Source organism: Sulfitobacter sp. PS-8MA (assembly GCF_040933935.1).
Lineage (GTDB): Bacteria > Pseudomonadota > Alphaproteobacteria > Rhodobacterales > Rhodobacteraceae > Sulfitobacter.
The window spans coordinates 1,245,761-1,270,548 of the sequence record NZ_JBFQYJ010000006.1; the positions used below are offsets into that span (position 1 = coordinate 1,245,761).

At 62.5% G+C, this 24,788-nt stretch carries 25 protein-coding genes; 15 read left to right on the plus strand and 10 right to left on the minus strand.

Annotation, left to right across the window (positions count from 1 at the left end; genetic code table 11):
• Positions 1-31 precede the first annotated feature (31 nt).
• The 4 genes from AB4M76_RS10055 to AB4M76_RS10070 are packed head-to-tail and all read left to right on the plus strand — an operon-like array spanning position 32 to position 3,946.
• Positions 32-814 carry an ABC transporter ATP-binding protein gene (locus AB4M76_RS10055; protein WP_368441700.1) on the plus strand — a complete coding sequence of 261 codons (783 nt, stop codon included), beginning with the start codon at positions 32-34 and terminating at the stop codon, positions 812-814.
• Positions 811-1,632 carry an ABC transporter ATP-binding protein gene (locus AB4M76_RS10060; protein WP_368441701.1) on the plus strand — a complete coding sequence of 274 codons (822 nt, stop codon included), beginning with the start codon at positions 811-813 and terminating at the stop codon, positions 1,630-1,632. The genes AB4M76_RS10055 and AB4M76_RS10060 overlap by 4 nt, the downstream gene beginning before the upstream one ends.
• A 2-nt stretch (positions 1,633-1,634) precedes the next feature.
• Complete coding sequence (locus AB4M76_RS10065; protein ID WP_368441702.1) at positions 1,635-2,645, plus strand: branched-chain amino acid ABC transporter permease; 1,011 nt, start codon at positions 1,635-1,637, stop codon at positions 2,643-2,645.
• Positions 2,642-3,946: a branched-chain amino acid ABC transporter permease gene (locus AB4M76_RS10070; protein ID WP_368441703.1), complete on the plus strand. Its 1,305-nt coding sequence runs from the start codon at positions 2,642-2,644 to the stop codon at positions 3,944-3,946. The genes AB4M76_RS10065 and AB4M76_RS10070 overlap by 4 nt, the downstream gene beginning before the upstream one ends.
• An 80-nt stretch (positions 3,947-4,026) precedes the next feature.
• On the opposite strand, the gene AB4M76_RS10075 is transcribed toward AB4M76_RS10070, so the two are convergent.
• Positions 4,027-5,556: a helicase HerA-like domain-containing protein gene (locus tag AB4M76_RS10075; protein ID WP_368441704.1), complete on the minus strand. Its 1,530-nt coding sequence runs from the start codon at positions 5,554-5,556 to the stop codon at positions 4,027-4,029.
• 467 nt (positions 5,557-6,023) lie between these two features.
• On the opposite strand from AB4M76_RS10075, the gene AB4M76_RS10080 reads away from it, so the two are divergent.
• Complete coding sequence (locus tag AB4M76_RS10080; protein ID WP_368441705.1) at positions 6,024-6,689, plus strand: invasion associated locus B family protein; 666 nt, start codon at positions 6,024-6,026, stop codon at positions 6,687-6,689.
• Positions 6,690-6,746: 57 nt separating this feature from the next.
• Here the strand turns inward: AB4M76_RS10080 and AB4M76_RS10085 are convergent, their stop codons facing one another.
• Genes AB4M76_RS10085 through AB4M76_RS10100 form a run of 4 tightly spaced genes read right to left on the minus strand, consistent with a single transcriptional unit; the run spans position 6,747 to position 10,947 of the window.
• Positions 6,747-7,955, minus strand: coding sequence for a beta-ketoacyl synthase (locus tag AB4M76_RS10085; RefSeq protein WP_368441706.1), 1,209 nt, complete (start codon positions 7,953-7,955; stop codon positions 6,747-6,749).
• Positions 7,956-7,959: 4 nt separating this feature from the next.
• Positions 7,960-8,217 carry an acyl carrier protein gene (locus tag AB4M76_RS10090; RefSeq protein ID WP_368441707.1) on the minus strand — a complete coding sequence of 86 codons (258 nt, stop codon included), beginning with the start codon at positions 8,215-8,217 and terminating at the stop codon, positions 7,960-7,962.
• Between the two features lie 30 nt (positions 8,218-8,247).
• A complete protein-coding gene (gene lpxD, locus AB4M76_RS10095) occupies positions 8,248-9,354 on the minus strand; it encodes a UDP-3-O-(3-hydroxymyristoyl)glucosamine N-acyltransferase (RefSeq protein WP_368441709.1) in 1,107 nt (368 codons plus the stop codon).
• A gap of 36 nt (positions 9,355-9,390) precedes the next feature.
• A complete protein-coding gene (locus AB4M76_RS10100) occupies positions 9,391-10,947 on the minus strand; it encodes a murein L,D-transpeptidase (RefSeq protein WP_368442418.1) in 1,557 nt (518 codons plus the stop codon).
• Between the two features lie 390 nt (positions 10,948-11,337).
• Here AB4M76_RS10100 and AB4M76_RS10105 point away from each other — a divergent pair, with 390 nt between their 5' ends.
• From AB4M76_RS10105 to AB4M76_RS10125, 5 genes are all read left to right on the plus strand, one after another.
• Positions 11,338-11,907, plus strand: coding sequence for a YcbK family protein (locus AB4M76_RS10105; protein ID WP_368441710.1), 570 nt, complete (start codon positions 11,338-11,340; stop codon positions 11,905-11,907).
• A gap of 176 nt (positions 11,908-12,083) precedes the next feature.
• On the plus strand, positions 12,084-13,763 hold the full coding sequence (locus AB4M76_RS10110; RefSeq protein ID WP_368441712.1) for an FAD/NAD(P)-binding protein: 1,680 nt from the start codon (positions 12,084-12,086) through the stop codon (positions 13,761-13,763).
• Positions 13,764-13,841: 78 nt separating this feature from the next.
• Positions 13,842-14,441 (plus strand): L,D-transpeptidase, encoded by a 600-nt coding sequence (locus AB4M76_RS10115; RefSeq protein WP_368441713.1) that lies wholly within the window; start codon positions 13,842-13,844, stop codon positions 14,439-14,441.
• A 179-nt stretch (positions 14,442-14,620) separates the two neighbouring features.
• Entirely contained in the window at positions 14,621-15,538 is a 918-nt protein-coding gene (locus AB4M76_RS10120; RefSeq protein ID WP_368441714.1) for an MBL fold metallo-hydrolase, read from the plus strand.
• The gene (locus AB4M76_RS10125) at positions 15,535-16,488 is read left to right on the plus strand and encodes an MBL fold metallo-hydrolase (RefSeq protein ID WP_368441716.1); all 954 of its coding nucleotides are present in this window, start codon (positions 15,535-15,537) and stop codon (positions 16,486-16,488) included. Before AB4M76_RS10120 ends, AB4M76_RS10125 begins: the two co-directional genes overlap by 4 nt.
• 48 nt (positions 16,489-16,536) lie before the next feature.
• Here the strand turns inward: AB4M76_RS10125 and uraH are convergent, their stop codons facing one another.
• The gene (gene uraH, locus AB4M76_RS10130; protein ID WP_368441717.1) at positions 16,537-16,890 is read right to left on the minus strand and encodes a hydroxyisourate hydrolase; all 354 of its coding nucleotides are present in this window, start codon (positions 16,888-16,890) and stop codon (positions 16,537-16,539) included.
• A 139-nt stretch (positions 16,891-17,029) separates the two neighbouring features.
• Between uraH and puuE the strand changes: the two genes are divergently transcribed.
• From puuE to AB4M76_RS10145, 3 genes are read left to right on the plus strand one after another with little or no spacing between them, the layout of a single operon-like run.
• Entirely contained in the window at positions 17,030-18,439 is a 1,410-nt protein-coding gene (gene puuE / locus AB4M76_RS10135) for an allantoinase PuuE (RefSeq protein WP_368441718.1), read from the plus strand.
• A complete protein-coding gene (locus tag AB4M76_RS10140) occupies positions 18,436-18,930 on the plus strand; it encodes an ureidoglycolate lyase (protein WP_368441719.1) in 495 nt (164 codons plus the stop codon). The genes puuE and AB4M76_RS10140 overlap by 4 nt, the downstream gene beginning before the upstream one ends.
• Positions 18,931-18,984: 54 nt before the next feature.
• Positions 18,985-20,421 carry a nucleobase:cation symporter-2 family protein gene (locus tag AB4M76_RS10145; protein ID WP_368441720.1) on the plus strand — a complete coding sequence of 479 codons (1,437 nt, stop codon included), beginning with the start codon at positions 18,985-18,987 and terminating at the stop codon, positions 20,419-20,421.
• Between the two features lie 51 nt (positions 20,422-20,472).
• Here the strand turns inward: AB4M76_RS10145 and AB4M76_RS10150 are convergent, their stop codons facing one another.
• Positions 20,473-21,294 carry a bifunctional allantoicase/(S)-ureidoglycine aminohydrolase gene (locus tag AB4M76_RS10150; RefSeq protein ID WP_368441721.1) on the minus strand — a complete coding sequence of 274 codons (822 nt, stop codon included), beginning with the start codon at positions 21,292-21,294 and terminating at the stop codon, positions 20,473-20,475.
• 192 nt (positions 21,295-21,486) lie between these two features.
• Here AB4M76_RS10150 and AB4M76_RS10155 point away from each other — a divergent pair, with 192 nt between their 5' ends.
• Positions 21,487-21,729, plus strand: coding sequence for a hypothetical protein (locus AB4M76_RS10155; RefSeq protein WP_368441722.1), 243 nt, complete (start codon positions 21,487-21,489; stop codon positions 21,727-21,729).
• Here AB4M76_RS10155 and AB4M76_RS10160 read toward each other — a convergent pair.
• From AB4M76_RS10160 to AB4M76_RS10170, 3 genes are all read right to left on the minus strand, one after another.
• Entirely contained in the window at positions 21,726-22,250 is a 525-nt protein-coding gene (locus AB4M76_RS10160; protein WP_368441723.1) for a hypothetical protein, read from the minus strand. The two genes, AB4M76_RS10155 and AB4M76_RS10160, sit on opposite strands and share 4 nt — an antisense overlap.
• A gap of 120 nt (positions 22,251-22,370) precedes the next feature.
• Positions 22,371-23,096, minus strand: a complete 726-nt coding sequence (locus AB4M76_RS10165) for an RlmE family RNA methyltransferase (protein WP_368441724.1) — start codon at positions 23,094-23,096, stop codon at positions 22,371-22,373.
• Positions 23,096-24,214 (minus strand): Ppx/GppA phosphatase family protein, encoded by a 1,119-nt coding sequence (locus AB4M76_RS10170; protein ID WP_368441726.1) that lies wholly within the window; start codon positions 24,212-24,214, stop codon positions 23,096-23,098. Before AB4M76_RS10170 ends, AB4M76_RS10165 begins: the two co-directional genes overlap by 1 nt.
• Positions 24,215-24,489: 275 nt before the next feature.
• On the opposite strand from AB4M76_RS10170, the gene AB4M76_RS10175 reads away from it, so the two are divergent.
• Positions 24,490-24,786, plus strand: a complete 297-nt coding sequence (locus AB4M76_RS10175) for a virulence factor (protein WP_368441727.1) — start codon at positions 24,490-24,492, stop codon at positions 24,784-24,786.
• Positions 24,787-24,788: the final 2 nt, after the last annotated feature.

The following is a 24,788-nucleotide window of genomic DNA, read 5'->3' on the forward strand; positions in this document are numbered from 1 at the left end:
GCCACAAGGTGGCGGACATGGGGATGGACATATGATCGTCGTAGACGACTTACATAAACATTTCGGCGGGTTTCACGCCGTGGACGGGGCGAGCCTGTCTATTCAAAAGGGATCGATCACCGGTTTGATCGGCCCCAATGGGGCGGGCAAGACCACGCTGTTCAACGTCATCGCAGGGGTCCTGTCGCCCACCTCGGGCCGGGTCACCATGGACGGGGAGGACATCACCGGCCTGCCGCCGCATGAGCTGTTCCACAAGGGGCTTTTGCGCACCTTCCAGATCGCGCATGAGTTCTCCTCCATGTCCTGCCGCGAGAACCTGATGATGGTGCCCGGCAACCAGTCGGGCGAGACGCTGTGGAACACATGGTTCGGCACCAAACGCATCGCCAATGAGGAACGCGCTTTGCGCGCCAAGGCCGATGAGGTGCTGGAATTCCTCACCATCGAACATCTGGCCGAGCAGAAGGCCGGGCAGATCTCGGGCGGTCAGAAAAAACTGTTGGAACTGGGCCGCACCATGATGGTCGACGCCAAGATCGTCTTTCTGGATGAGGTCGGCGCGGGTGTGAACCGCACGCTCCTGAACACCATCGGCGACGCGATCCAGCGGCTGAACCAAGAACGCAATTACACATTTGTCGTGATCGAGCATGACATGGATTTCATCGGCCGCCTTTGCGACCCGGTGATCTGCATGGCCGAAGGCCGCGTGCTGGCCGAAGGCACGCTGGACGAGATCAAGGCGAACGAGCAGGTGATCGAGGCCTATCTCGGCACCGGCCTGAAAAACAAGGATAAGGTAGGCGCATGAGCAACGATCCCTACGGCGACCGCGGCAACAAAGATTGGTCGGTCGGCAACCCCAAAGGCCAAGGCAGCATCATGCCCCGCGCCAGCGGCAAAACCCACCCCGCCCCCGGCGGCCCCTTCCTCATCGGCGACAGTATGACCGCAGGCTACGGCGCGGGCCCCGACATTCTGCATGACTGCACCATCGCGGTGGACCGCGGCGAAATCGCCGTGATCGTCGGCCCCAATGGGGCGGGCAAATCCACCGGCATGAAGGCGGTCTTTGGCATGCTCGACATGCGCAAGGGCCATGTGCGACTGGATGGGGAGGACATCACCGGCCTCAGCCCGCAGGACCGTGTGGCCAAGGGCATGGGTTTCGTGCCCCAGACCTCCAACATCTTCACCTCGATGACGGTGGAAGAGAACCTTGAGATGGGCGCCTTTATCCGCCGCGATGATTTCCGCGATACGATGGCACAGGTCTATGACCTCTTCCCGATCCTCAAGGAAAAGCGGCTGCAGGCCGCGGGCGAGCTGTCGGGCGGTCAACGCCAGCAGGTCGCCGTGGGCCGGGCGCTGATGACCCAGCCCAAGGTTTTGATGCTCGATGAGCCCACGGCGGGCGTTTCGCCCATCGTGATGGACGAGCTTTTCGACCGGATCATCGAGGTTGCCCGCACCGGCATCCCAATCCTGATGGTCGAGCAAAACGCCCGTCAGGCGCTTGAGATCGCCGACAAGGGCTATGTGCTCGTGCAGGGGCGCAACGCCTATACCGGCACCGGCAAAGAGCTTCTGGCCGATCCTGAAGTCCGCAAATCGTTTCTGGGGGGCTGAACATGGATCTGCTCAACGCTTTTATTGCACTTTCGAACTATGTCCTGATTCCGGGCATCGCCTATGGATCGCAACTGGCCCTCGGCGCGCTTGGCGTGACGCTGGTCTACGGCATCCTGCGGTTTTCCAACTTCGCCCATGGCGACACGATGGCCATGGGGACCATGGCGACGATTCTGATGACATGGCTGTTCCAGTCCATGGGGATCGGGCTTGGCTTCCTGCCCACCGCCCTCCTGGCCCTGCCCTTTGGCATCGCTTTCACCATGCTGCTGCTCTTGGGCACCGACAGGGTGGTCTATAAGTTCTACCGCGAGCAAAAGGCCAAGCCGGTGATCCTCGTGATCGTCTCGCTTGGGGTGACCTTCATCTACAACGGGCTGACCCGTTTCATCATCGGCGCGGATGACCAGAACTTCCTCGACGGCCAGCGTTTCATCATGTCGGCGCGGGATTTCAAGGAGATGACGGGCCTGCGCGAAGGTCTCGCCTTCAAAACCACCCAAGGCATCACCATCGTCACCGCGATCATCGTTGTGGCGCTGCTGTTTTGGTTCCTCAACAAGACCCGCGCGGGCAAATCCATGCGCGCCTATTCGGACAATGAGGATCTGGCGCTGCTCTCGGGGATCAACCCCGAACGTGTGGTGATGATCACCTGGATGATCGTGGCGGCCTTGGCGACCATCGCGGGCACGCTCTACGGGCTTGATAAATCGTTCAAACCCTTCACCTATTTCCAGCTTCTGCTGCCAATCTTTGCCTCGGCCATCGTCGGCGGGCTGGGCAGCCCGGTGGGGGCCATCGCGGGCGGTTTTGTCATCGCCTTCAGCGAGGTGACGATCACCTATGCCTGGAAGAAAGTGCTGGGCTACGTCATGCCCGAAGGGCTGGAGCCTGACGGGCTCGTGCAACTTATGAGCACGGATTACAAATTTGCGGTCAGCTTCGTCATTCTTCTGATCGTTCTGCTGATCAAGCCGACCGGGCTGTTCAAGGGGAAATCGGTATGACCCAGACTGTGAAAAACACGATCCTTTTCGCGATCATCGCCTTGATGATCATCTACACGGGCTTTGCCCAAAGCTGGAACTCGGCGCTTTTGATCATCGCCATGGGGTTGATCTCCTCGATCATGGCGCTTGGGGTGAACCTGCAATGGGGGTTCGCGGGGCTGTTCAACGTCGGCATCATGGGCTTTGTGGCGCTCGGCGGTCTCGCGGCGGTGCTGATCTCCATGCCGCCCACCCAAGGCGCCTGGACCACAGGCGGTTTCGCCATCGTCGGCGCGCTTCTGCTCGGCGCTGGCACGGTGGGCGCGGCGGTCATGCTGATGAAGCGCATGGCCCCCGGGCTGGCGCGCACCCTTGCGGTGATCGCGGTGCTGGTCGTCGGCTTTTTCGTCTTCCGCGCCGTGCTCGACCCGGCGGTCGAAGCGGTGGAGGCGATCAACCCGGCGCAGAGCGGCTACCTCGGCGGGCTTGGTCTGCCGGTGCTGATCTCCTGGCCCGTGGGCGGTCTCTTTGCCGCCGGCGCGGCTTGGCTGATTGGCAAGACGGCCTTGGGTCTGCGCTCGGATTATCTGGCGATTGCCACGCTGGGCATTGCCGAGATCATCATCGCCGTCCTGAAGAACGAGGATTGGATGAGCCGCGGCGTCAAGAACGTCATCGGCCTGCCGCGCCCGGTGCCTTACGAGATCGATCTGCAAAATGACCCGAGCTTTGTAGAGCGGGCGGCGGGCTTTGGTTTTGACCCGGTCGAAGCCTCGACGCTCTGGGTGAAACTGCTCTATATTGCGCTCTTTGCCGTGGTGCTGATCATCCTGCTGTGGATGAGCCAGCGGGCGCTGCATTCGCCGTGGGGCCGGATGCTGCGGGCCATTCGCGACAATGAGGTCGCGGCGGAGGCGATGGGCAAGGATGTCACCGCGCGGCATTTGCAGGTCTTCATCCTTGGCTCCGCGATCTGCGGCATTGCGGGCGCGATGATGACCACGATGGACAGCCAGTTGACGCCGGGCACCTATCAGCCGCTGCGGTTCACTTTCCTCATCTGGGTGATGGTGATCGTCGGCGGGTCTGGCAATAACTTCGGCGCGATCCTTGGCGGTTTTCTGATCTGGTTCCTTTGGGTGCAGGTCGAGCCGATGGGGCTGTGGCTGATGAACCTCATCACCGCGGGCATGGCCGAGACCTCTGCCCTGAAAGCGCATCTGATCGAAAGTGCGGCGCATATGCGTCTGCTGACGATGGGTATGGTGCTCTTGCTGGTGCTGCGGTTCAGCCCGCGCGGGCTGATCCCGGAGCGGTAAGACGCGGCGCTCAAGATGCCAAACTTTAAAAGAGAGGGGCGCGGCGTTTGAGCCGCGCCCCTTTCGTTTGTCCTGCCGGGTCAGCGCCCCTTGAAGAGCCCGCCCAAGATGCCGCGCACGATGCGGCGCCCGGTGGTGCCCTTGAGCTCTTTGATCACGGCGGTTGCGATGGCATCGCCAAAGCCATCGGCTTTCGGGGCGCGCGAACGGCTGCGCGCGCCGCCATAGCGGCGGGCCTTTTGAAATTCACGGGGGGTTTCGCTGTCGGCCTCCGCTTTGGCCTCGGCCTGCTCGGCTTCCTTGGCCGCCGCTTCGGCGCGGGCCTTGAGCATTTCATAGGCCGATCTGCGGTCTTGCACCGCCTCATATTTCCCGGCGAGATCGGATTGCGCGATGATCGACGCACGCTGCCCAACCGTGATCGGGCCAAGCTGTGACGACGGCGGGCGGATCAACGTGCGTTCCACCACGCCCGGCACGCCTTTGCGCTGCAACATGGAGGTCACCGCCTCGCCCACGCCGACCTCGCGGATCGCTTCTTCGGTCTCGAAACGCGGGTTCTCGCGGTAGGTCTGCGCGGCCTGGCGCAGTTCCTTACGGTCGCGGGCGGTAAAGGCGCGCAGCGCGTGTTGGATGCGGTTGCCCAACTGGCCGAGGATGTCATCCGGCACATCGGCGGGGTTCTGGGTGACGAAATAGACGCCGACCCCTTTGGAGCGGATCAGCCGCGCGACCTGTTCGACCTTGTCGACCAGCGCCTTCGGCGCGTCGTCGAAAAGCAGATGCGCCTCGTCAAAGAAAAACACCAGCTTGGGCCTGTCGGGGTCACCGACCTCGGGCAGTTCCTCGAACAATTCGGACATCAGCCAGAGCAGGAAGGTGGCATAGAGTTTCGGCGAGGCCATGAGCTTGTCGGCGGCCAGAATGTTGATCCGCCCGCGCCCCTCGGCATCACAGCGCATGAGGTCCGTGAGCGCCAGTGCTGGCTCGCCAAAGAGCTCTGCGCCGCCCTGATTTTCGAGCACCAGCAGCCGCCGCTGGATCGTGCCGACCGAGGCGGTGGAAACATTGCCGTAGCGCAGCGCCAGATCCTTGGCGTTCTCGCCCACCCAGACCAGCAGCGCTTGCAGGTCTTTCAGGTCCAAAAGCGGCATGCCTTCCTCATCGGCCACGCGAAAGGCGATGTTGAGGATGCCCTCCTGCGCTTCAGAGAGGCTGAGCAGCTGAGCGATCAGCAGCGGCCCCATCTCGGAAACGGTGGTGCGGACGGGATGGCCCTGCTCCCCAAAGAGATCCCAGAAGGTCACGGGGAAGGATTGATAGGCGTAGTCATCGAAGCCGATTTTCGCGGCGCGTTCGCTGAAGGGAGCGTGTAGTTTCGCGGTCTCGCTGCCCGCGACCGCAAGGCCGGACAGGTCGCCTTTCACGTCCGACAGGAACACCGGCACCCCGGCATTGGCAAAGCCTTCGGCGAGGATTTGCAGCGTCACCGTCTTGCCCGTGCCGGTGGCCCCCGCGATCAGCCCGTGCCGGTTGGCATAGCCGAGATCGAGACATTGCTTTGTCCCATAGTCCGGCCCGCCGCCGCCGATAAAGATGTCTGTGCTCACGCCAATGGCCTTCCTGTCAATTCTACAAATCTGTCCGTTCCACAAAAGCATACAAACTTAACCTTTGCGCGCCATAGTCATCCTGTCCCGCCCTTCATGTCCTTCTGTGGCGGGATGACTTCCTCCCTGTCAGACTGGCCGCGCCTTCGGGTGCGGCCCTTTTTCTAGCATCGCGAGATGGGCTCGCTTTCTGCACGCCTTTGATATTTCTAGTTGACCGAACTCACCGGCTTGCCTAACGTGGCATCAATAAGTCGGCCCAGTCCGACGGGGAGAGTGAACACGAAAAGGGGATGCGCTGCGTCCCCTTTTTGCTTTTGCCGGGCTAACCCATTGACATGATTAGGTTCGCGGGCGGTGACCATCGGCATGAAATCGCGTGTCTTGCGGTTGAAATGGGGCCGGAGCCACTGACAATCCCGGCGCGCCATGCTAAGGGGCGCTGACGCAACAAACGTGGATATGACATGAGCAAGTATTTGACCGCCCTGCCGCTTTGTGCAGCGCTTGCACTTTCGGCCCCAATGACCGCCTTTGCCCAGACCGCATCGTCTGACACGGCGCAAGAGCCCGGCACAGCGCAAACCGAAGACAGCGCGCCGCAGCCCGGCACCAGCGGCAATGCCGCTCAGATCGAAGAAAAGCTGAGCCTGGGCGAAGACGCCGACAAGGATCCCGACCTGGGCAAACCCTACACCAAGAAGGAAATCGGTGCCTGGGAAATGCGCTGCATCAAGACCGAGGAAGAGGTCGACCCTTGCCAGATGTACCAGCTGCTTGCCGATGGCGAAGGCGCGCCGGTGGCGGAAGTCTCGCTTTTCCGTCTGCCCGATGGGGGCAAAGCCAAGGCCGGTGCCACGGTGGTCGTGCCGCTTGAAACGGCGCTGCCGGCGCAGCTGACGCTTTCGGTTGATGGGGGCAAGGCCCGTCGTTACCCCTATGCTTTCTGCAACCCGGTGGGCTGCTATGTGCGCATGGGCCTCACCGATGCCGATGTCGCCGCCTTCAAGCGTGGCAACGAAGCGGTTCTGACGATCGTGCCGGCGTTGGCACCGGACCAGAAGGTCAATCTGACCCTGTCGCTTGACGGGTTCACCGCCAGCTATGACGAAGTCTCGGTGATCGAACAGTAAGATTTGGATAGATCGAGATGAGATGCCGCTCCCGCCGGGGGCGGCATTTTTCATGGGTCAGACCCGGCGCAGCGCCAGAACCGCATTCATCCCGCCAAAGGCAAAGGCATTGCTCAGCGCCACCTCCGGGCGGGCGTCGCGCGCGTCATTTGGCACCACATCGAGCGCGCAATCGGGGTCAGGCGCCTCATAGCCGATGGTGGGGGCCACCACCCCGTCGCGCAGCGCCATGATACAGGCCAGCAGTTCAACGGCCCCGGTGCCCCCGATGATATGGCCATGCATGGATTTCGTCGAAGAGATCATCAGGTCCTTTGCATGGGTGCCGAAGACCTCGGTCACTGCCGCGCATTCGGTCTTGTCATTGGCCGTGGTGCCGGTGCCATGGGCGTTGATATAGCCCACCTCCTCGGGGTTGATCGCCGCATCTTGCAACGCGCCCCGCATCGCCCGCGCGGCCCCGTCCTGCGACGGCATGACAATATCGCTGGCATCCGAGGTCATGGCGAAACCCGCGACTTCGCAGAGGATCTCCGCCCCCCGCGCCCGCGCGTGGTCATAGTCCTCGAACACAAAGATCCCCGCCCCCTCGCCCTGCACCATGCCGCTGCGGTTGGCCGAGAAGGGGCGGCAGGCGTCACCGCTCATCACGCGCAGACCTTCCCAAGCCTTCACACCCCCGAAACACAGCATCGATTCCGATCCGCCGGTGACCATGACCGGCGCCATGCCAGCGCGGACCATGGCAAAAGCCTGCCCCATCGCATGGTTGGAGGAGGCGCAGGCCGTGGAGACGGTGAAAGACGGCCCGCGCAGGTTCCATGTCATGCTGACATGGCTGGCGGCGGCATTGTTCATCAGCTTGGGCACCACGAAAGGATGCACCCGGTTCTTCCCCTCGCCATAGACCGTGCGGTAGCTGTCATCCCCGGTGGAAATCCCGCCCCCCGCCGTGCCCAGCACCACGCCGGCGCGGTCGGCCAATGCGCCTTCGAATGTGAGCCCGGACTGCGCAATCGCCTCTTCCGCGGCGGCGAGGGTGAATTGGGTGAAAGGGTCGTAGAGGGCAAGTTCCCCCCGGCTGTAGCGGGCGGCGGCGTCAAAGCCATGCACCTGCGCGCCGATGCGGATCGACAGCCGTTCCACATCTCGAAACGCCAATGGGCGGATGCCGCAGACCCCCTCGCGCAGGGCGGCGAGCGTTTGCGGCACCGTGAGGCCAAGCGCGTTCACACTGCCCGCGCCGGTGATGACCACGCGTTTCATCGCCTTAGCCCTGTTCCGCTTTCAGCCGCGCCACCCCGGCCACGATGCTGCGCACGGTTGAGATGTCAAAACCGCTCTCGGCGGGGGTATTGGCGTTGAAGGGCACGACGATGTCGAAGGTCTCTTCAATGGCAAAGATGACCTCGACCACGCCCATACTGTCGATCCCGAGCGCGTCGAGCGTGCTGTCTGGCGTGACCTCCTGAGGCGCAACCATGGCCTGCTCGGCGAGAATGGCGATAACCTGGTCTTCTGTGCTCATCTCTTCCCCAGCCCCTCGGTCGGCGCAGATTTAGTCGCCCTTATCGGCTTTTGAACCGTCAGTTTTCGAAACCACCTTCTGCAGGGCCGCCACATCGCGCAGCAGCCGTGGCAAGCGGCGCAGGGCCTTGTAAATCTCGGTCTGTTTCGACATCTGCGTGGCCGGGTAGCCCAGCATCGTGCGGCCTTCGGGCACGTTCGACAGCACGATGGTCCCGCCGCCCGCGATCACCCGGTCGCCGATGGTGATATTGTCGGCCAGACCGACCTGCCCGCCCAGCACCACATTGTCGCCCACCCGGGTGGAGCCGCCGACGCCGGCCTGCCCGCAGAGCAGGCAGTTGCGGCCCACCACGGCGTTGTGACCGATATGCACAAGGTTGTCGATCTTGGTACCATCGCCAACCTGCGTGTCGCGGATCGTGCCATTGTCGATGGTCGAGCCCATGCCCATTTCGACATCGGCCCCGATCGTGACCGAGCCCAGCGAATGAATCCGCGACCAGGGCTGCGGCGCTGCATCACCCTGATCGCCCAGGGTCTGGCGCGCCTTTTCGACGGTGGAGAGTTCTGCGGTGACAAAGGAAAACCCGTCGCCCCCCAGCCGGACGCCCGACTGCGCGATGAAACGCGGCCCGATGGTGACCCGCGCACCGATGCTGACATGTTCGCGCAGAAAACTGCCTTCGCCGATCTGCGCATCGACACCGACGAAACAAAGCGGCCCGATGACGCTTCCGGCGCCAATCCGCGCCCCGGCAGAGATCACCGCCAATGGGCCGACCGAAACATCCACCCCCAGTTCCGCCCCCGGATCAATGATGGCCGATGGGTGTATCCCCGGGGCAAAGCCCTGCCCCTTGTCCAGCATCCTTGTAAGGCCCGACAGGGCATAGCGCGGACGGTTCGGCAGGATCGCGGCTTTCAGCCCCAACGCCCGCCAATCCGCGCCTTCCCAGAGCATCGCAACCTCGGCGCTGCCTTGGGCGAGACTGCTGGCATAGCGCGGGTCCGTCGCCAGCGCGATCTCGCCAAGCTTGGCGCTGGCCGGCTCTGCCACGCTGGTCACCTGAAGCGTGGTATCGCCCTCGGCCTGCGCGCCGAGAGCCTCTGCTATTTGCTGAACACTATATGTCATGTCGCGCCCGGCCCTTTGGTTGTTGAGCCCCGAGGGTTACCCCTGAACGCCCCGCAAGACCACCCCCGCCTTCGACAGCGCCGACCAGATTCGCGCATCACGGCCATAGACGTCATCGCGGTATTCCGTATGGCCCCGCGCATTGGTGACCGCGGTGCGATAGATCAGATGCACCGGCACCGGCTCTTCGAGCACGACCCGGGTCTCGCGTCCTGTGCGCAGCACCGCTTGAAACTCAGCCTCGGGGTCATCCGACTGGGGGGCGAGCAGCGCATAGGCGAACTCAAAGGGTTCGGCCAGCCGCACGCAGCCATGGCTGAAGGCGCGCACGTCGCGGTCAAACAGGCTCTTGGCGGGGGTGTCATGCAGGTAGATGTTGTATTTGTTGGGGAACATGAATTTCACCAGACCCAGAGCATTGGACTTGCTGGGCGGTTCGCGCATGGAGAAAGGGAAGCTGCGCGCGCTGTAGCGGTTAAAGTTCACCGCCCCCCGGTTCACCTTGCGGCCCCGGCTGTCGGTGATCTCAATGTGATTCACCGCATAGGGGTTGCGCTTGAGCTGCGGCAGATATTCCTTGGTCGCGATCGAGCGCGGGACATACCAGCTCGGGTTCACCACCATATGTTCCATCACGTCCGAAAACTCAGGCGTGGGCCGGTCTTCGCGTGCCGCCCCGACGACGGAACGGGTCTGAAAGGTGACCTTGCCATCGTCGATGATCTTGGCCGAGAAGTCAGGGATATTCACCAGAATATGGCGCTTGCCCCGGTCGGTGTTGAACCAGCGCTCCCGCTCCATCGCCACCATGACCGATTGCAGGCGTTTCTCGACGCCGATGTTGATCTGCTTCATCGTGGCGGGCCCGGCGACCCCATCCGTGTTCAGCCCATGCGCCTCCTGAAACTGACGCACGGCCTCGGTCAACGTGGGGTCATACTCCACCGCATTGGACCGCTCAAGATAGCCCATCGCAATCAGCCGGTTGCGCAGCGCGATGACGTCATTGCCCCGGTCGCCCGGCGCCAGCTTGCCGGCCGGCACCGTCGGCCCCCAGCCGCCCTGCGCCAGAAGCTCTTCCATCGCGATTTTCTCTTTCAGCAGCGCGTTATACTCTAGGCTGCGCGGCGGCAGCGCACGGAAAAAGGCCGCGGGGGAGGATTTCGGCAGGTCTTCAAGGTAGGTCTTGCGGTCGCGGTAGGGGATTTCGCGCACGATCTGGCTGATCACACGTTTGGGGATCAGCATTCCGGTCTGAATGTCACGGGCGTATTTGAGGAAGACTTTGCTCAACTCGACCTCGGCCAGCCCCCGCTCGCGCGGCGTCTGCACATTGCGGAGCATCTCCAGAACCGAATCGGGATCGTAGCGCGACAGCGGCAGGCCATGTGCCTCGGCGGTACTGATCGCCCGCAGCAATTCAGCGCGCCGCTGGCGGTGTGTCTCCTCGGCCCCGGTCCAAAGCGCCGTATAGTCATTCTCGCGGTAAAAGCTGGCGATGTCTTCATCCTGCGCCGCCGCTTCGGCCACCGCCTGTTTGAACGCCGTGACCTGTGCCGCCACCGGGCCAGAACCGACCAGCGCTGCGATCATCAGGGCGAAACCCGCAATCAAATTGGGCAGATGCCGTGGAACTGTCGCGCTGAATGCCATTTCTTTCCCCATGCGGTAATGTTAGTCGGTCTTGGACCTAAAGTATTTGTCCGGTTTGCCAACACCTGCATAGACAAGTCTATTCAATTTTCCGTTCGCAAGAGAATTTGGAAAAATCCGGTGCGCCGCCACCACGGCCAAACCTTGTAATCATTCGATAAAATTCAGGCCCTGCGCAAAAAACTGCCTAAATTCGCGATCGGATGGAACCTTTTCGATTCCGCCCTTGGTCAGTTTTTCCCGCTATGCAATAACAACGTTGCATCTGGGGATGAGTTGAATGGTCCATGTAACATCTTGGGCATAACAGGCAGAAGACGGGACAGACATATGACAGGCACTCGCCAATCGGGGATGACCCGACGCGCCCTTCTCGGCGCATTCGCAGCTACCACAGTTACGGCAGCACCGACATTCGCAAACGCAGCAGGATTTCTACGAGGCGCAGGCGACATTCGCCGCATTCGCATGTATTCCGGCCGCACCGGTGAACGGCTCGATATGATCTATTGGATCGAAGGCCATTACATCAAGGACGCCTTCAAAGAGATCAACCATTTCATGCGGGACTGGCGCACGGATGAGGTCATGAACATGGACCTGCGCACCGTGGACATCATGGCCGCCTCGCATAATCTGCTCGATGTGAGCGAACCTTACATGCTGATTTCCGGCTACCGCAGCCCCAAGACCAACGCCATGCTGCGCTCGCGCTCCGGCGGTGTTGCGAAACGCTCCTTGCACCTCAAGGGTCAGGCCGCGGACCTGCGTCTTTCCTCGCGCTCGGTCAATCAGGTCGCCAAGGCGGCGATGGCCTGTGGCGGCGGCGGCGTTGGGCGCTACTCCGGCTCCAACTTCACCCATATGGATTGCGGCGCCGTGCGCAGCTGGGGCGGTTAATCCCGCCAACATACTGTGATTTGAGCAAGGCACCTTCGGGTGCCTTTTTTGGTGCTTCGGTGGCGCCTTGCCGGGTATTTCATTGCCCTGAGGCGATTGCCCCTTCCCTGCCCTTTCGCCTTTTCGCGGGAACGGCCCCAATCTAAGGTTGCGGGCAATCGAACGGGAAGAGGCCATTGGCAGATATCAATAGGACAGCGCGGATTGCCATCGTCGGCATGGGGCCGCGCGGGCTTGGGGCATTGGAAGCCTTGGCAGAACGCTTCGGGCCAAAGACACCAAGGCTCCAGATCGACATTTTTGACCCGGCCCCGAGCCCCGGTGCCGGGCCAAATTTCAATCCTGCCGAGCCCCGCTATTGTCTGCTCAACACCCCCTACCGCGTCATTGCCATCCGCCCGCCCAAAGAGGCCTCCATCGGCAGTTTTGCCGAGTGGCAAGAGGGGCATCCCGACCCGGATCACTTTCCGCCACGGGCCGCGCTTGGGCGCTACCTTGAAGCGCGTCTTGCGGATCTGCTGCGCTATGGGTTCGCCAGCCCTGAACCCGCCATTCAGTTTCTGCGCGCGCCGGTTCAGCAGATCACCCGCGACGGTGACGCCTGGCGTCTGCATAGCGCGGCAAAGGACCATGGCCTTTATGACGAGGTGCTTTTAACGCTTGGGCAGCCCCCGGTCCATCCGGATGAGCAACTTGCCCAGTGGCAGGATCACGCGGCCAAGAGCAAGGCCGCTCTGATGCCAGCCTACCCCGCCCGCGCCCTTTGCGATGCGGCCGCGGCTTGGCAGGGCAAACGGGTGGCCATTCGCGGCTTGGGTCTTTCGACCTATGACGTTCTGCGCGGGCTGACCCTCGCACAGGGCGGTGTGTTTGCAAGCGGCCACTACAACCCCTCGGGCCGCGAGCCGGAACGCATTCTGCCCTTCTCGCTCAATGGGCATCCGCCGTTCCCCAAACCGGAAACCCAAGCGCTGGACGCTGCATTCTCTCCGACCGAGGCTGAGACGATTACCTTTACGGAGGCCGCGACCAAAGCCGTCGCCGCCGATCCCGACGCCGCATCTGCCTTGCTCTCGGAGGCGCTTGTCGCCCCCGTGGCCCGCATCCTGACCGCGCAGAACATTCCCGCCTTGGCAGTCCGCGCCTGGCTGGCGCAGGAATGGGAGGCGCCGGGCAGTCAGGAAGATGCGACGCCTTTGGACGCGCTGACAGAAGGGATCGAGATGGCGCGCGGTGCAGCGCCACCGAGCATCGGCTATGCGCTTGGGCAGGTCTGGCGCAAATGGCAGGACCCGTGGCGCAAGGCGTTCAACCCCGGCCAGGCCAGCCCCGCCACGGCGAAACAACTGGTGGGCTTTGACGAGGGGTTGAAACGCTATTCCTACGGCCCGCCGCTCACATCCGCCAAGGAACTGCGCGCCTTGGTAGCGGCGGGCGTGGTCGATCTCTCCTGCGCCAGCGACCCTCATATCACCTCGGTACCGGAAGGGTGGCGGCTGGAGAGCGCGGGCAGCACCCTGGATGTCTCGGTGATGATCGACGCCGTTCTGCCCACGCCGAACCTCGCGCAGCTCGCCGACACGTTGCTGCCCGGTTTGAAAGCGCGCGGCCATCTGACCGCGCTTCTGCCCGACCTCGGCGCCGCCACCGCCCCGGATGGACGCCTCTATGATGCGCAGGGCAATCTCGCGCCCGGCCTGTGCCTCTTGGGACGTCTGGCGCTCGGCAGTGTGACGGCGGTCGATTCATTGCATGATTGCTTTGGCCAATCGGCTGACCGCTGGGCCGAAGGGGTGGTCGACCGTTTGACCCGCCGCCGCCCCACAGGCGCGTGTGAATCATACAACAGATCGTGATCCCGCTGCCGCTTTGGAACGGCTGCGGCCCATATGGGTTCAATTAACAATACCGAATTGGACAAGTGGGGAACCAACATGAAACGAAGACATTTTATCTCTGGTATCGCAGCCGGCAGCGCCGCGTTGACCAGCGGGCTTGCCACGCCTGCGCTTGCACATCCGCCCAAGGAAATGCCGAGCTATGACGTGCCCGAGGATATGATGCCCAAGTTGGTGCCGATCGCCGCCGGCGCCGCCCCTTATGAGGTTCACGTCGATCCCGACAACTTTGCGCTCTATTGGACCCTGCCCGATAATATGGCGATGCGCTATACCGTCGGCGTGGGCCGCCCCGGGCTTTACGAGGCGGGCGAGTTCTTTGTCGGCGCAAAGAAGGAATGGCCGAGCTGGACGCCGACACCCGGCATGCTGGAACGGGAGCCCGAGAAATACGGCAAATACCGTGATGGGATGCCCGGCGGGCTGAACAACCCGCTCGGCTCGCGGGCGCTCTATCTGTTTACCCCCGAAAGGGGCGATACATTCCTGCGCATTCACGGCACCGACGATCCCAGCACTCTGGGGCGCCGCGTCTCCAATGGCTGCGCGCGGCTGGTGAACGACCAGATGGTCGAGCTTTACAACAAGGTGCCGATCGACACGCGGGTGGTTCTCTATCAGCCGCTGACCTCTTAAACTGACCGGCGATCTGAAACGGACCGGAGCGGCAGGATCCGCTCCGGTTTTTCATGCGCAGTCAGGGGCTTGCACCCCGCAGCGCAGGCCCATTCATCCGATGCCCAGCTTTCCCCTTGTGTCGCCTTCACAGGGGCCTCAATATATTCGCATATTAGAATAGGTGGGAGGGCATTCCGATGCAGTTTACCAGAAGAACATTATTGGCCGGGATGGGCGGCATGGCCGTCGCGCAGTCGCCGCTCCGCGCTCTGGCCGCGGTCTCGGCCGAAATCGGGACTTATGAGATCATCAGCCTGAGCGACGGGAACCTCGTTCTGCCCCGCGCCTTCTTTTTCGAAGGCTTGCCGCAGGACGAACTGTCCAAGGTTCTGGCGCCCTATGACCTCCCCGCCGATCAACTGACCCCGCCCTGCAACGTCACCCTGCTGCGGCAAGCGGACCGTGTCGTCCTGTTCGACGCGGGCGCCGGGCCTGCTTTCATGCCCAGTGCGGGCCTGTTGCAGGACAGTCTGGACGCCGCCGGGGTCTCTGCTGACGAGGTCACCCATGTGGTCTTTACCCATGCCCATCCCGATCACCTCTGGGGTGTGCTGGATGATTTTGACGATCTGGTCTTTCCCAATGCGACCTATCTGATGGGCAGCAAGGAATGGAACTACTGGCGCGATCCGGACACGGTTGACACCATTGGCGAGGCGCGCGCGTCCTTTGCCGTCGGGGCCGCGCGGCGTCTGGAGGCGATTGAGGACCGGATGGAAGAGATCAAGGACGGGCAGGAAATCCTCCCCGGTGTCATGGCCCATGCAAGCTTCGGACATACGCCGGGGCATATGTCTTTCGAGGTGCGCCAAGATAGGGAGGCGGTGCTGATTGGCGGTGATGCGATTGGCAACCACCATGTCGCCTTTGCCCGGCCCACGTGGCCCAATGGCGCGGATCAGGATGCCGACATGGGCGCCAAAACCCGCGCGCGTCTGCTCGATAAACTGGCGCAGGAACAGATCCCGCTGCTGGGGTTCCACCTGCCCAACGGCGGGCTCGGCCGGGTCGCGCGGGACGGGGACAGCTATCGTTTTGTTGGAGATGAACAATGAAGACCATATTGCAAACGGCGGCGCTGCTCGCCCTCACCGCCACAGCCTCTGGGGCCAGCGAGACCATCGCGGATAAATACCCCGGGTCGCTGCTTTACAACAAACCGGTCGAGTTCATCCCCGGCGTGTTCTCGGCCATCGGGGCCACGGCCCCGCCGACCTATGAAAACGCGGGCCATAACAACAACCTGAGCTTTATCGTCACCGGTGAAGGCGTGGTTGTGATCAACGGCGGCGCGGCCTATGGGCTGGCCAAAGCGCTGCACGAGGAGATCAAGCAGGTCACCGACCAGCCGGTGAAACTGGTGTTCAATGAAAACGGTCAGGGCCATGCGGTGCTGGGCAACAATTATTGGGCCGAACAGGGCGTGCCGATCGTGGCCCATGAAGATGCGGCGCATGAGATCGAGCAATATGGCGGCAGCATTCTCGACGGCATGAAACGCTACAACAAAGAGCAGGCCGAGGGGACGGAAATCCAACTCCCGACCGAGACATTCGCCGATGAATATATCGTCGAGATGGGCGATTTCCGCATCGAGGCGCGCTACCTTGGCCCCGCCCATAGCCCCGGCGATATCGTCGTCTGGCTGCCCAAGCAAAGCCTCGTGATCGCGGGCGACATGGCCTTTCACGAACGCATGCTGCCGGTCTTTCCCCATACCGCCACCGCCGAGTGGATTGAGACCTGGGAGACCGCTTTCGAACCGCTGGAGGCGACCTATGTCATTCCCGGGCATGGCCATCCGACCAATATGGATCAGGTGCGCCGCTACACACGTGACTATCTTGTCTACCTGCGCGAGAAAGTCGGTGCGCATCTCGACGCCGGGGGCGGCTTGGCAGAGGCCTATTATGTGGACCAATCGCCCTATAAGGGGCTGGATACCTTTGAGGAACTGGCCACCAAAAACGCCGGGCGGGTCTTTGAGCAGATGGAATTTGAGTGAAGATTGCGCAGCGTCCCCGGTGGGGGGCGCTGCCTCACGCCCGCGCGGTCAGCTGCCGCGATAGGTCGAATAGCCAAAGGGCGACAAGAGCAGCGGCACATGGTAATGCGCGGCCTCGGACATGCCAAACCGTAGCGGCACCACATCGAGAAAACGCGGCTCTTCCGCCGGGGTGCCATTGGCATCGAGGTAATCGCCACAGTGGAACAGCAGCTCATAGCTGCCGGTCTGAAATTCCTCGGCAGGCAAAATCTGCTCATCCGTGCGCCCGTCTGAATTGGTCGTCAGCGTCCGCAGATGGGTCCGCGTCTCCCCCTCCAGCCGGTAGAGTTCGATTTTCAGCCCCTGCGCCGGACAGCCGCGGGCCGTATCCAATACATGTGTTGTAAGATAGCCTGTCATTACATCCTCCGTGCTTTCCCCAAAGTCGCAGGGCAGCCATGCGGGTGAAAGTCGCCTTTTCAGGATAGTCTTTCAGAAATAAATTGAAAGCAATGCACAGCCTTACGGCTTAGACAGAGAGTGACATAAGGAGAGATTGATGACACGCTACCCCCGCGACATGCAGGGTTACGGCCCCACGCCCCCGGATGCCCAGTGGCCGGGTGGGGCCAAGATCGCCGTACAATTGGTGCTGAACTACGAAGAAGGCGGGGAGAACAACATCCTGCATGGCGATGCGGCCTCGGAAGCGTTCCTCTCCGAGATCGTGGGCGCCGCGCAATGGCCGGGGCAGCGTCATGCCAATATGGAATCGATCTATGAATACGGCGCCCGCGCCGGGTTCTGGCGGCTGTACCGTCTGCTGAAAGACCTGCCGATCACCGTCTACGGTGTCGCCACCGCTCTGGCCCGCGCGCCGGTGCAGGTCGCGGCGATGATCGACGCAGGCTGGGAGATGGCGACACATGGGCTGAAATGGATCGAACACAAAGACATGCCCGAAGACGTCGAGCGCGCGGCGATTGCTGAGGCGATCCGTCTGCATACCGAGGTGACGGGCCAAGCCCCGCGCGGCTTTTACTGTGGGCGTTCGTCCGAGAATACCATCCGTCTGGCCGCCGAGACCGAACAGTTCGCCTATGTCGCCGACGCCTATGCCGATGACCTGCCCTATTGGATGGAGTTCGGGGCGCGGGACCAGTTGATCGTGCCCTATACGCTCGATTGCAACGACATGCGCTTTGCCACGCCGCAGGGGTTCAACGCAGGCGGACAGTTCTTTGACTATCTCAAGGCCAGTTTCGACGCGCTCTACCGCGAAGGGGCCGAGGGCGCGCCAAAGATGCTCTCCGTCGGGCTGCATTGCCGCCTGATTGGCCGCCCCGGCCGTATTGAAGCGCTGCGCCAGTTCATTGAATATGCGCAGAGCCATGAAGGCGTCTGGTTCGCCACCCGCGAGCAGATCGCAGACCATTGGGCCGCGACCCATCCGCATGTGCGCCGCGAACGCCCCAGCCAGATGGAGCGGGATGCCTTTGTTGCCAAATACGGCAGCATCTTTGAACATTCGCCTTGGATCGCCGAAGGCGCCCATGCGCTGGAACTGGGCGCAGGCCATGACACGGCCATCGGGCTGCACAGTGCACTAGCCCGGATTTTCCGCTCGGCTTCGGATGAACAGCGTCTCGGCGTTTTGCAGGCCCACCCCGATCTCGCGGGCAAGCTCGCTCAGGCCAAGCGGCTGACGGCAGAGAGCACCTCCGAACAAGCTGCAGCAGGGCTGGACGCGCTGACGGATGAAGAGCGCGAGACCTTTACCCGGCTCAACAACAGCTATGTCGAGAAACACGGCTTTCCCTTCATCATCGCCGTGCGGGATCATGACAAGGCCGGCATCCTCAAAGCCTTCACCCGCCGTCTGGAGAATGACCGCAACACCGAATTTGCCGAAGCCTGCCGTCAGGTCGAACGCATCGCGCAGCTGCGGCTCAAGGACATGCTGCCATGAGCCGCCAACTCGTCTTGCAGCCCCTCACCGCCGAGGCATTCGCGCCCTTCGGTGAGGTGCTGGAAGCCCGCGGCGCGCCCGATAAGATCATCAACCAGGAGCTCTGCGGGCGGCATCACGATCTCGCCGATCTCGACTTTGGCACGGGCCGCGCGGGCATCAGCATCTTCAATGCCACGCCGCGCGCCCTGCCCTTCACGCTCGACCTGCTGGAGCGGCACCCCGAGGGCGCGCAGGCTTTCATCCCGATGCATCAAAACCCCTATCTGGTGGTCGTCGCCCCGGATGACGCAGGGGCGCCCGGCCAGCCGCTGGCCTTTCTGGCCGGCCCCGGCCAGGGCGTGAACTACCGCCGCAACATCTGGCACGCCGTTTGCTGTCCGCTGTCGGCACCGGGGCTCTTTGCCGTGGTGGACCGCATCGGCGCCGGGGACAATCTGGAGGAACATTGGTTCGACAGGCCGTGGGAGGTCGTCGAAGCCGCAACATAAGCGCCATGCCCTCAGCAGAAGCGGCAGGCGAGATCGGTCAATAGGGAGAGAGATATGACTGACGCTTCACTGGGCACGCCCGCGCAATTGCGTGACCCGAACTACACCCCCGCGCTGTCCAAAGCGGTGCCTCTGGGCATTCAGCATGTGCTGGCGATGTTCGTGTCGAACGTGACGCCTGCGATCATCGTGGCGGGGGCTGCGGGGTTCGGCTTTGGCTCGGACGCAGGCGCAGAGGGCTTTCCCGACATGACCTATCTGATCCAGATGTCGATGCTCTTTGCCGGGATCGCGACGCTGTTTCAGACCATCGGCATGGGCCCGGTTGGGGCGCGCCTGCCGATCGTGCAGGGCACCAGCTTTGCCTTTCTGCCGATCATGATCCCGCTGGTGGCGGGCAAGGGCGTCGAGGCGCTGCCCGCACTTTTTGGCGGGGTGCTGGCCGGCGGTCTGTTTCATATGGTGCTGGGCACTTTCATCGGCCGCATCCGCTTTGCGCTGCCGCCGCTGGTGACCGGGCTGGTGGTGACCATGATCGGCCTCGCGCTGGTCAAAGTGGGGATTCAATATGCCGCCGGGGGTGTGCCTGCGATTGACAAGCCGGAATACGGCAGCCTGCTGAACTGGTCTGCGGCGCTGGTGGTGATCGCGGCGACGCTGGGGCTCAAGTTCTTTGCCCGCGGCATGCTGTCGGTCTCTGCCGTGGTGATCGGCATTATCGTGGGCTATCTCTATGCGCTGGCCATGGGCATGGTGACGGTCGATGGCATCGCCACAAGCTGGGACCGGGCGGCGACGCTCGCTTTGCCGATCCCCTTTGCCTATGGGTTCGAGTTCAGCTTTGCCGCCATCGTCGGTTTCTGCCTCATGGCCTTTGTCTCGGCGGTGGAAACAGTGGGCGATGTGTCGGGCATCACCAAGGGCGGCGCGGGGCGTGAGGCGACAGATGCCGAGATCACCGGCGCCACCTATGCCGACGGTCTGGGCAGCGCCGTCGCCGGCGTCTTTGGCGGCTTTCCCAACACGTCGTTCAGCCAGAACGTCGGGCTGATCGCCATGACCGGGGTGATGAGCCGCCATGTGGTGACCATCGGCGCGCTGTTCCTGATCCTCTGCGGTTTCGTTCCCAAGGTCGGCGCGGTGATCCGCACCATTCCGATCGAAGTGCTGGGCGGCGGCGTGATCGTGATGTTCGGCATGGTCGTCGCGGCGGGCATCTCGATGCTCTCGGATGTGAACTGGAACCGGCGGAATATGGTGATCTTCGCGATTTCGCTGTCGGTTGGTCTGGGTCTGCAACTGGACCCTAAGGCGGTGCAATATCTGCCTGATACGCTGCGCGTGCTAATGACAAGCGGGCTGCTGCCCGCGGCGCTGATTGCCATCGTCCTGAACCTCTTGCTGCCCGAACAACTGTCGGATGAGGCAACCGAGGAAGTGTCAGGCGGCTTGTCAGGCCATGGCAAAGGATCGCTGGAAAAGCGGGTCTGATGCAAAAGGGCGCCCCACTGGGGCGCCCTTGTTTCTGAGGGGCACGGGCCTTCAGCGCAATTTCATGTGCCGGTTCACATCCTTATAGAGCAGATAGCGAAACGGCCCCGGCCCGCCCGCATAGCAGGCCTGCGGGCAGAAGGCGCGCAGCCACATGAAATCACCCGCTTCGACCTCAACCCAATCCTGATTGAGCCGGTACACCGCCTTGCCCTCCAACACATAGAGACCATGTTCCATGACATGGGTCTCGCAAAACGGGATCACCCCCCCGGGTTGCAGCGTGACGATGGTGACATGCATATCATGGCGCAGGTCATTCGGATCGACGAAACGTGTGGTGGCCCAAACACCCTTGGTGTCGGGCATGACATTGGGCGCGATGTCCTGTTCATTCAGCACCAAGGGATCGGGGTAATCCAAGCCCTCCACCGCCTCATAGGCCTTGCGGACCCAGTGAAAGCGGGTGACAGCGCCGCTGTCGTTCTTTAGCGTCCACACCGCCCCTGCCGGGATATAGGCATAGCTGCCTTCGCGCATCTGATGGGTATCGCCCTCAATCGTCAGCGAAAACCCGCCCTCAACGACAAAGAGCACGCCCTGTGCTTGGCTGTCCAACTCGGGCCGCTCTGATCCGCCGCCAGGCTGCACTTCCATGATATACTGCGAGAAGGTCTCGGCAAATCCGCTCAGGGGGCGGGCGATGACCCAAAGCCGCGTGTCTTCCCAGAACGGCAGGAAAGAGGTTACGATATCGCGCATGGTGCCGCGCGGCAGAACGGCATAGGCATCGGTGAAGACGGCGCGGTCGCTGAGCAGGGTTTTCTGATCGGGATGGCCGCCAGTGGGCGCGAAATAGCTTGGCGTGGTCATGTGATATCTCCATTGCGGTTGCCGACAGAATTGCCGCACGGCCGCTTTTGGCCAAGGGATATATCGTGAAAGGATTGTTCCGCTAAATTTGATAGTATGTCGTAGCGGGGCTTTGACCCGAGCCCCGCAGTTCTCGCGATACCTCGCCGTTTCCGACCTGCCTTAGACGCATTTCCTGCCAGAAAGCGTGATATGAGCCAGAAAGAAAATTCCCCGCCGGAAGAGATAGACCGGCACCGACAGATTTTTGACCTGCTGCGCGACGCGGAGCGCGGGGCGCAGACGGCCAAGCGCATCGCGCAACCTCAGCATCCTACGCTGACCGAAGACATGGCGCGGAAGCTGCAACAGCGGGCCCATGCATCCCTGCGCCAGCAGACGCCGCCGCCAAGGACCGTGGCGACCTATCTGCGCAGGTTGTTCAAACCGCGTTAGAAGAAGGCGACGGCCTGTAGCCCCACGGTGATCGCGCCGATGGCCACGCCGGTCGCGGGGTTCACCACGGCGATGGTGACCTGCCCCCGATAGGACTGTGTGCTGTCGTCAAAGCTCACCCTATCCACAAGGATCGCGCCGGGCGCGGCGGTAAGGCTTTGGGGAAACGCGACCGCATCGCCCGGCGCCTGCGCCGACGATAGCACGCCCGCCGCCACGGCCAGCCCCTGCGCATCGATCAAAGTCACTTTGGTTATCCGCCCCCCTGAGCGGGCCACCTGCGCGTGGAGGTAGTCAGACAGCGGCAGGCTCAACGACGCCAGCCCCGCCCGACGCGCCCCGATCACGGGGGGTGCCTGCCCGTGGTGTCGGAGGTTCTGCGCCTCAATCGCCTCCACTATCGGTGCGGCGTTGACCCAGCTGAGCAGATCCCGGTCGATGTAATCCCTGAGCAGCCAGGGAACGTCAGCCGCCTGCACGGCGCGGGGCGAAAGGAACGTGGCAGCGAGGGCGGCAGCCATCGCCAGCCTAGACAGGAGTGCCGTCAGAGATTTCACCATTGCAGCCCCTCGCCAAGAGCGCGGCCCGCTGGCCGCCTCTCTCTGGCCTAGAGCATGCGGGTTTACACCCGGTTAACGGCGTCAGTCGGCCGCACCCTTGAAACCCGTCGCCACGACGAATTTTTCAGATGAATCCGCGCGGCTTGCCGGGGGTTTGATATTGGCGACTTTGGCAAAACGCTGCTTGAGCAGCTTTTGCAACTCGCCCTCCGCGCCGCCAGCCAGCACTTTGGCGACAAAGGTGCCGCCCTCTTCCAAGACATCAAAAGCGAAATAGGCGGCCGCCTCGCAAAGCGCGATGATGCGCAGGTGATCGGTCTGTTTATGACCCGAGGCCGAGGCCGCCATATCGGACATCACGACATCCGCCTTGCCGCCGAGCCATTCTTTGACCTTCAGATCGGCATCGTCTTCCATGAAATCAAGCTGATGCAGCTCGCAGCCCGCAATCGGCTCCATCTCTTGAAGGTCGATGCCCAGAATGGTGCCCTGCGCCTTGCCCTTTTTCTCGCCCAGCACATTGCAGCGTTTGACCGCCACCTGACACCAGCCGCCGGGGGCCGCGCCGAGATCGACGATCCGCGCACCGGGGACGAGGAAACGGTATTTATCGTCCAACTCCATGATCTTATAGGCCGCCCGCCCGCGATAGCCTTCGGCCTGCGCGCGTTTGACATAGGGATCATTCAACTGCCGCTGCAACCAGCGGGTTGAGCTCAGCTTGCGCCCGCGCGCCGATTTCACTTTGACCTTCAGGTCACGCTGCCCGCGCCCCGAGGTGTTCTTTCCATCCGGTGTCTTGGCCATCAAAAGACCCCTTCTTCTAATACGCCATCGGCGCTCATCTGTGCATATAGCAGGCCCTCGCGCAGACCGCGATCCGCAACTGACAGCCTGTCGGTCGGCCAACAGCGCATCAAGGCTTGCAGGATCGCGGCCCCCGACATGATCAGCGCCGCCCGGTCCTGCCCGATGCGCGGATCGGCGCGGCGCCCGCCCGGCCCCATGGCGATATAGGAGTGGATCACCTTGTCAATCTGAGCGGAGGTCATGCTGAGGCCATCGACCTTGGTCCGGTCATAGCGTTTCAGGTTCAGGTGGCTCGCCGCCACGGTTGTCACCGTCCCCGAGGTCCCAACGATCTGGAACCGCTTTTGCGACTGGATCGACTGATAGGGGGTGAAATCCGTCAAGTTTTCCTCAAAGAACCACGACATCAGCGCGAAACGCGCCGCGTCGTCTTCGACATCCGAGAACTGGTCGCGCAGCGTGGCCACACCCAGAGGCACGCTGATCCAATCCACCACCCGCGCGGCGGGCACATCGGTCTTGGCCTGGTTGAACCCATCCTGCAGGCGCATGATCGAGCGGGCGCGGTCGGCTTTCGGCACTTTGGAAATGTCGATCCAGACCAGTTCGGTCGAGCCGCCGCCGATGTCGACCACCAGCAGGTTCTCGGTCTTGCGGCTGACCAGCGGCGCGCAGGAGATCACGGCAAGCTGCGCTTCTTCCTCGGGGCGGATGATGTCGAGCTTCAGACCGGTTTCGCGATGGATCCGGCGCATGAACTCCGCACCGTTCTGCGCCCGGCGGCAGGCCTCGGTCGCGACCAGACGCATGTTGCGGACCTTGTTGCGGCGCAATTTCTGCTGGCAGATGCGCAGTGCCTGTATGGTACGCGCCATCGATCCGCGCGAGAGCCGCCCGGTCTTTTCCAAACCGGCGCCCAATTGCACCGATTTCGAAAAACTGTCCACCACATGGAAACCGCTGCCACGAGGCTGGGCGATCAACATGCGGCAGCTATTTGTACCCAGATCAAGGGCCGCATATAGCTCATTCGATCTGGGCGGAACTGGCGCGGGGCTCAGAGCCGGTATGTCCTTGTCGAGCGCGCCCGCACCTCTGGGACGCTGTGGCGCCATGGTTCGCGCCTTTCATATCGAGTTGCATTAAGGGTATGCGCTGAGGGTCCCCTGTGCAAGTGGTCGCGGTGACTGCGCGACGGTGTAGTGGCGTTTCTCCGCCCGCGCTCACAATGATCTTGAGAATAATGAGGCCGCCCTGCCCTCGTTCTGGCACCGGCAATGCGCTATCACCGGCCTCAAGTCGCGGATGGGTCGTGTTCTGTCGAAAAACGGCCCTGTCCTGACCGCGGCGGAAGCTAGACAGAATGAAATCGGACCAGAGGAATCAGCCCATGCCCGCAGTCACCATCGTTTATTGGCGTGATATCCCCGCGCAGGTGATCGTCGGCAAAGGCCGTCGCGGCACCAAACGCCCCCTGCCGGAGCGGTTCGAACAGGCGATCGACCGCGCGGCGATGAAAACCGGGGCGGCGGGCACGGATGACTACCTTGCCGAATGGCGCAAGGCCGATCCGGTCGAGATCGACGGCGCGCCTGAGGCCGTCGCGGATGCCGAAGTGGCGCGCATCGACGCGGAATATGACCGCGAGCGCCTCAAGCAACTGATTGGTAACAATGGCTGGGCTTAGCC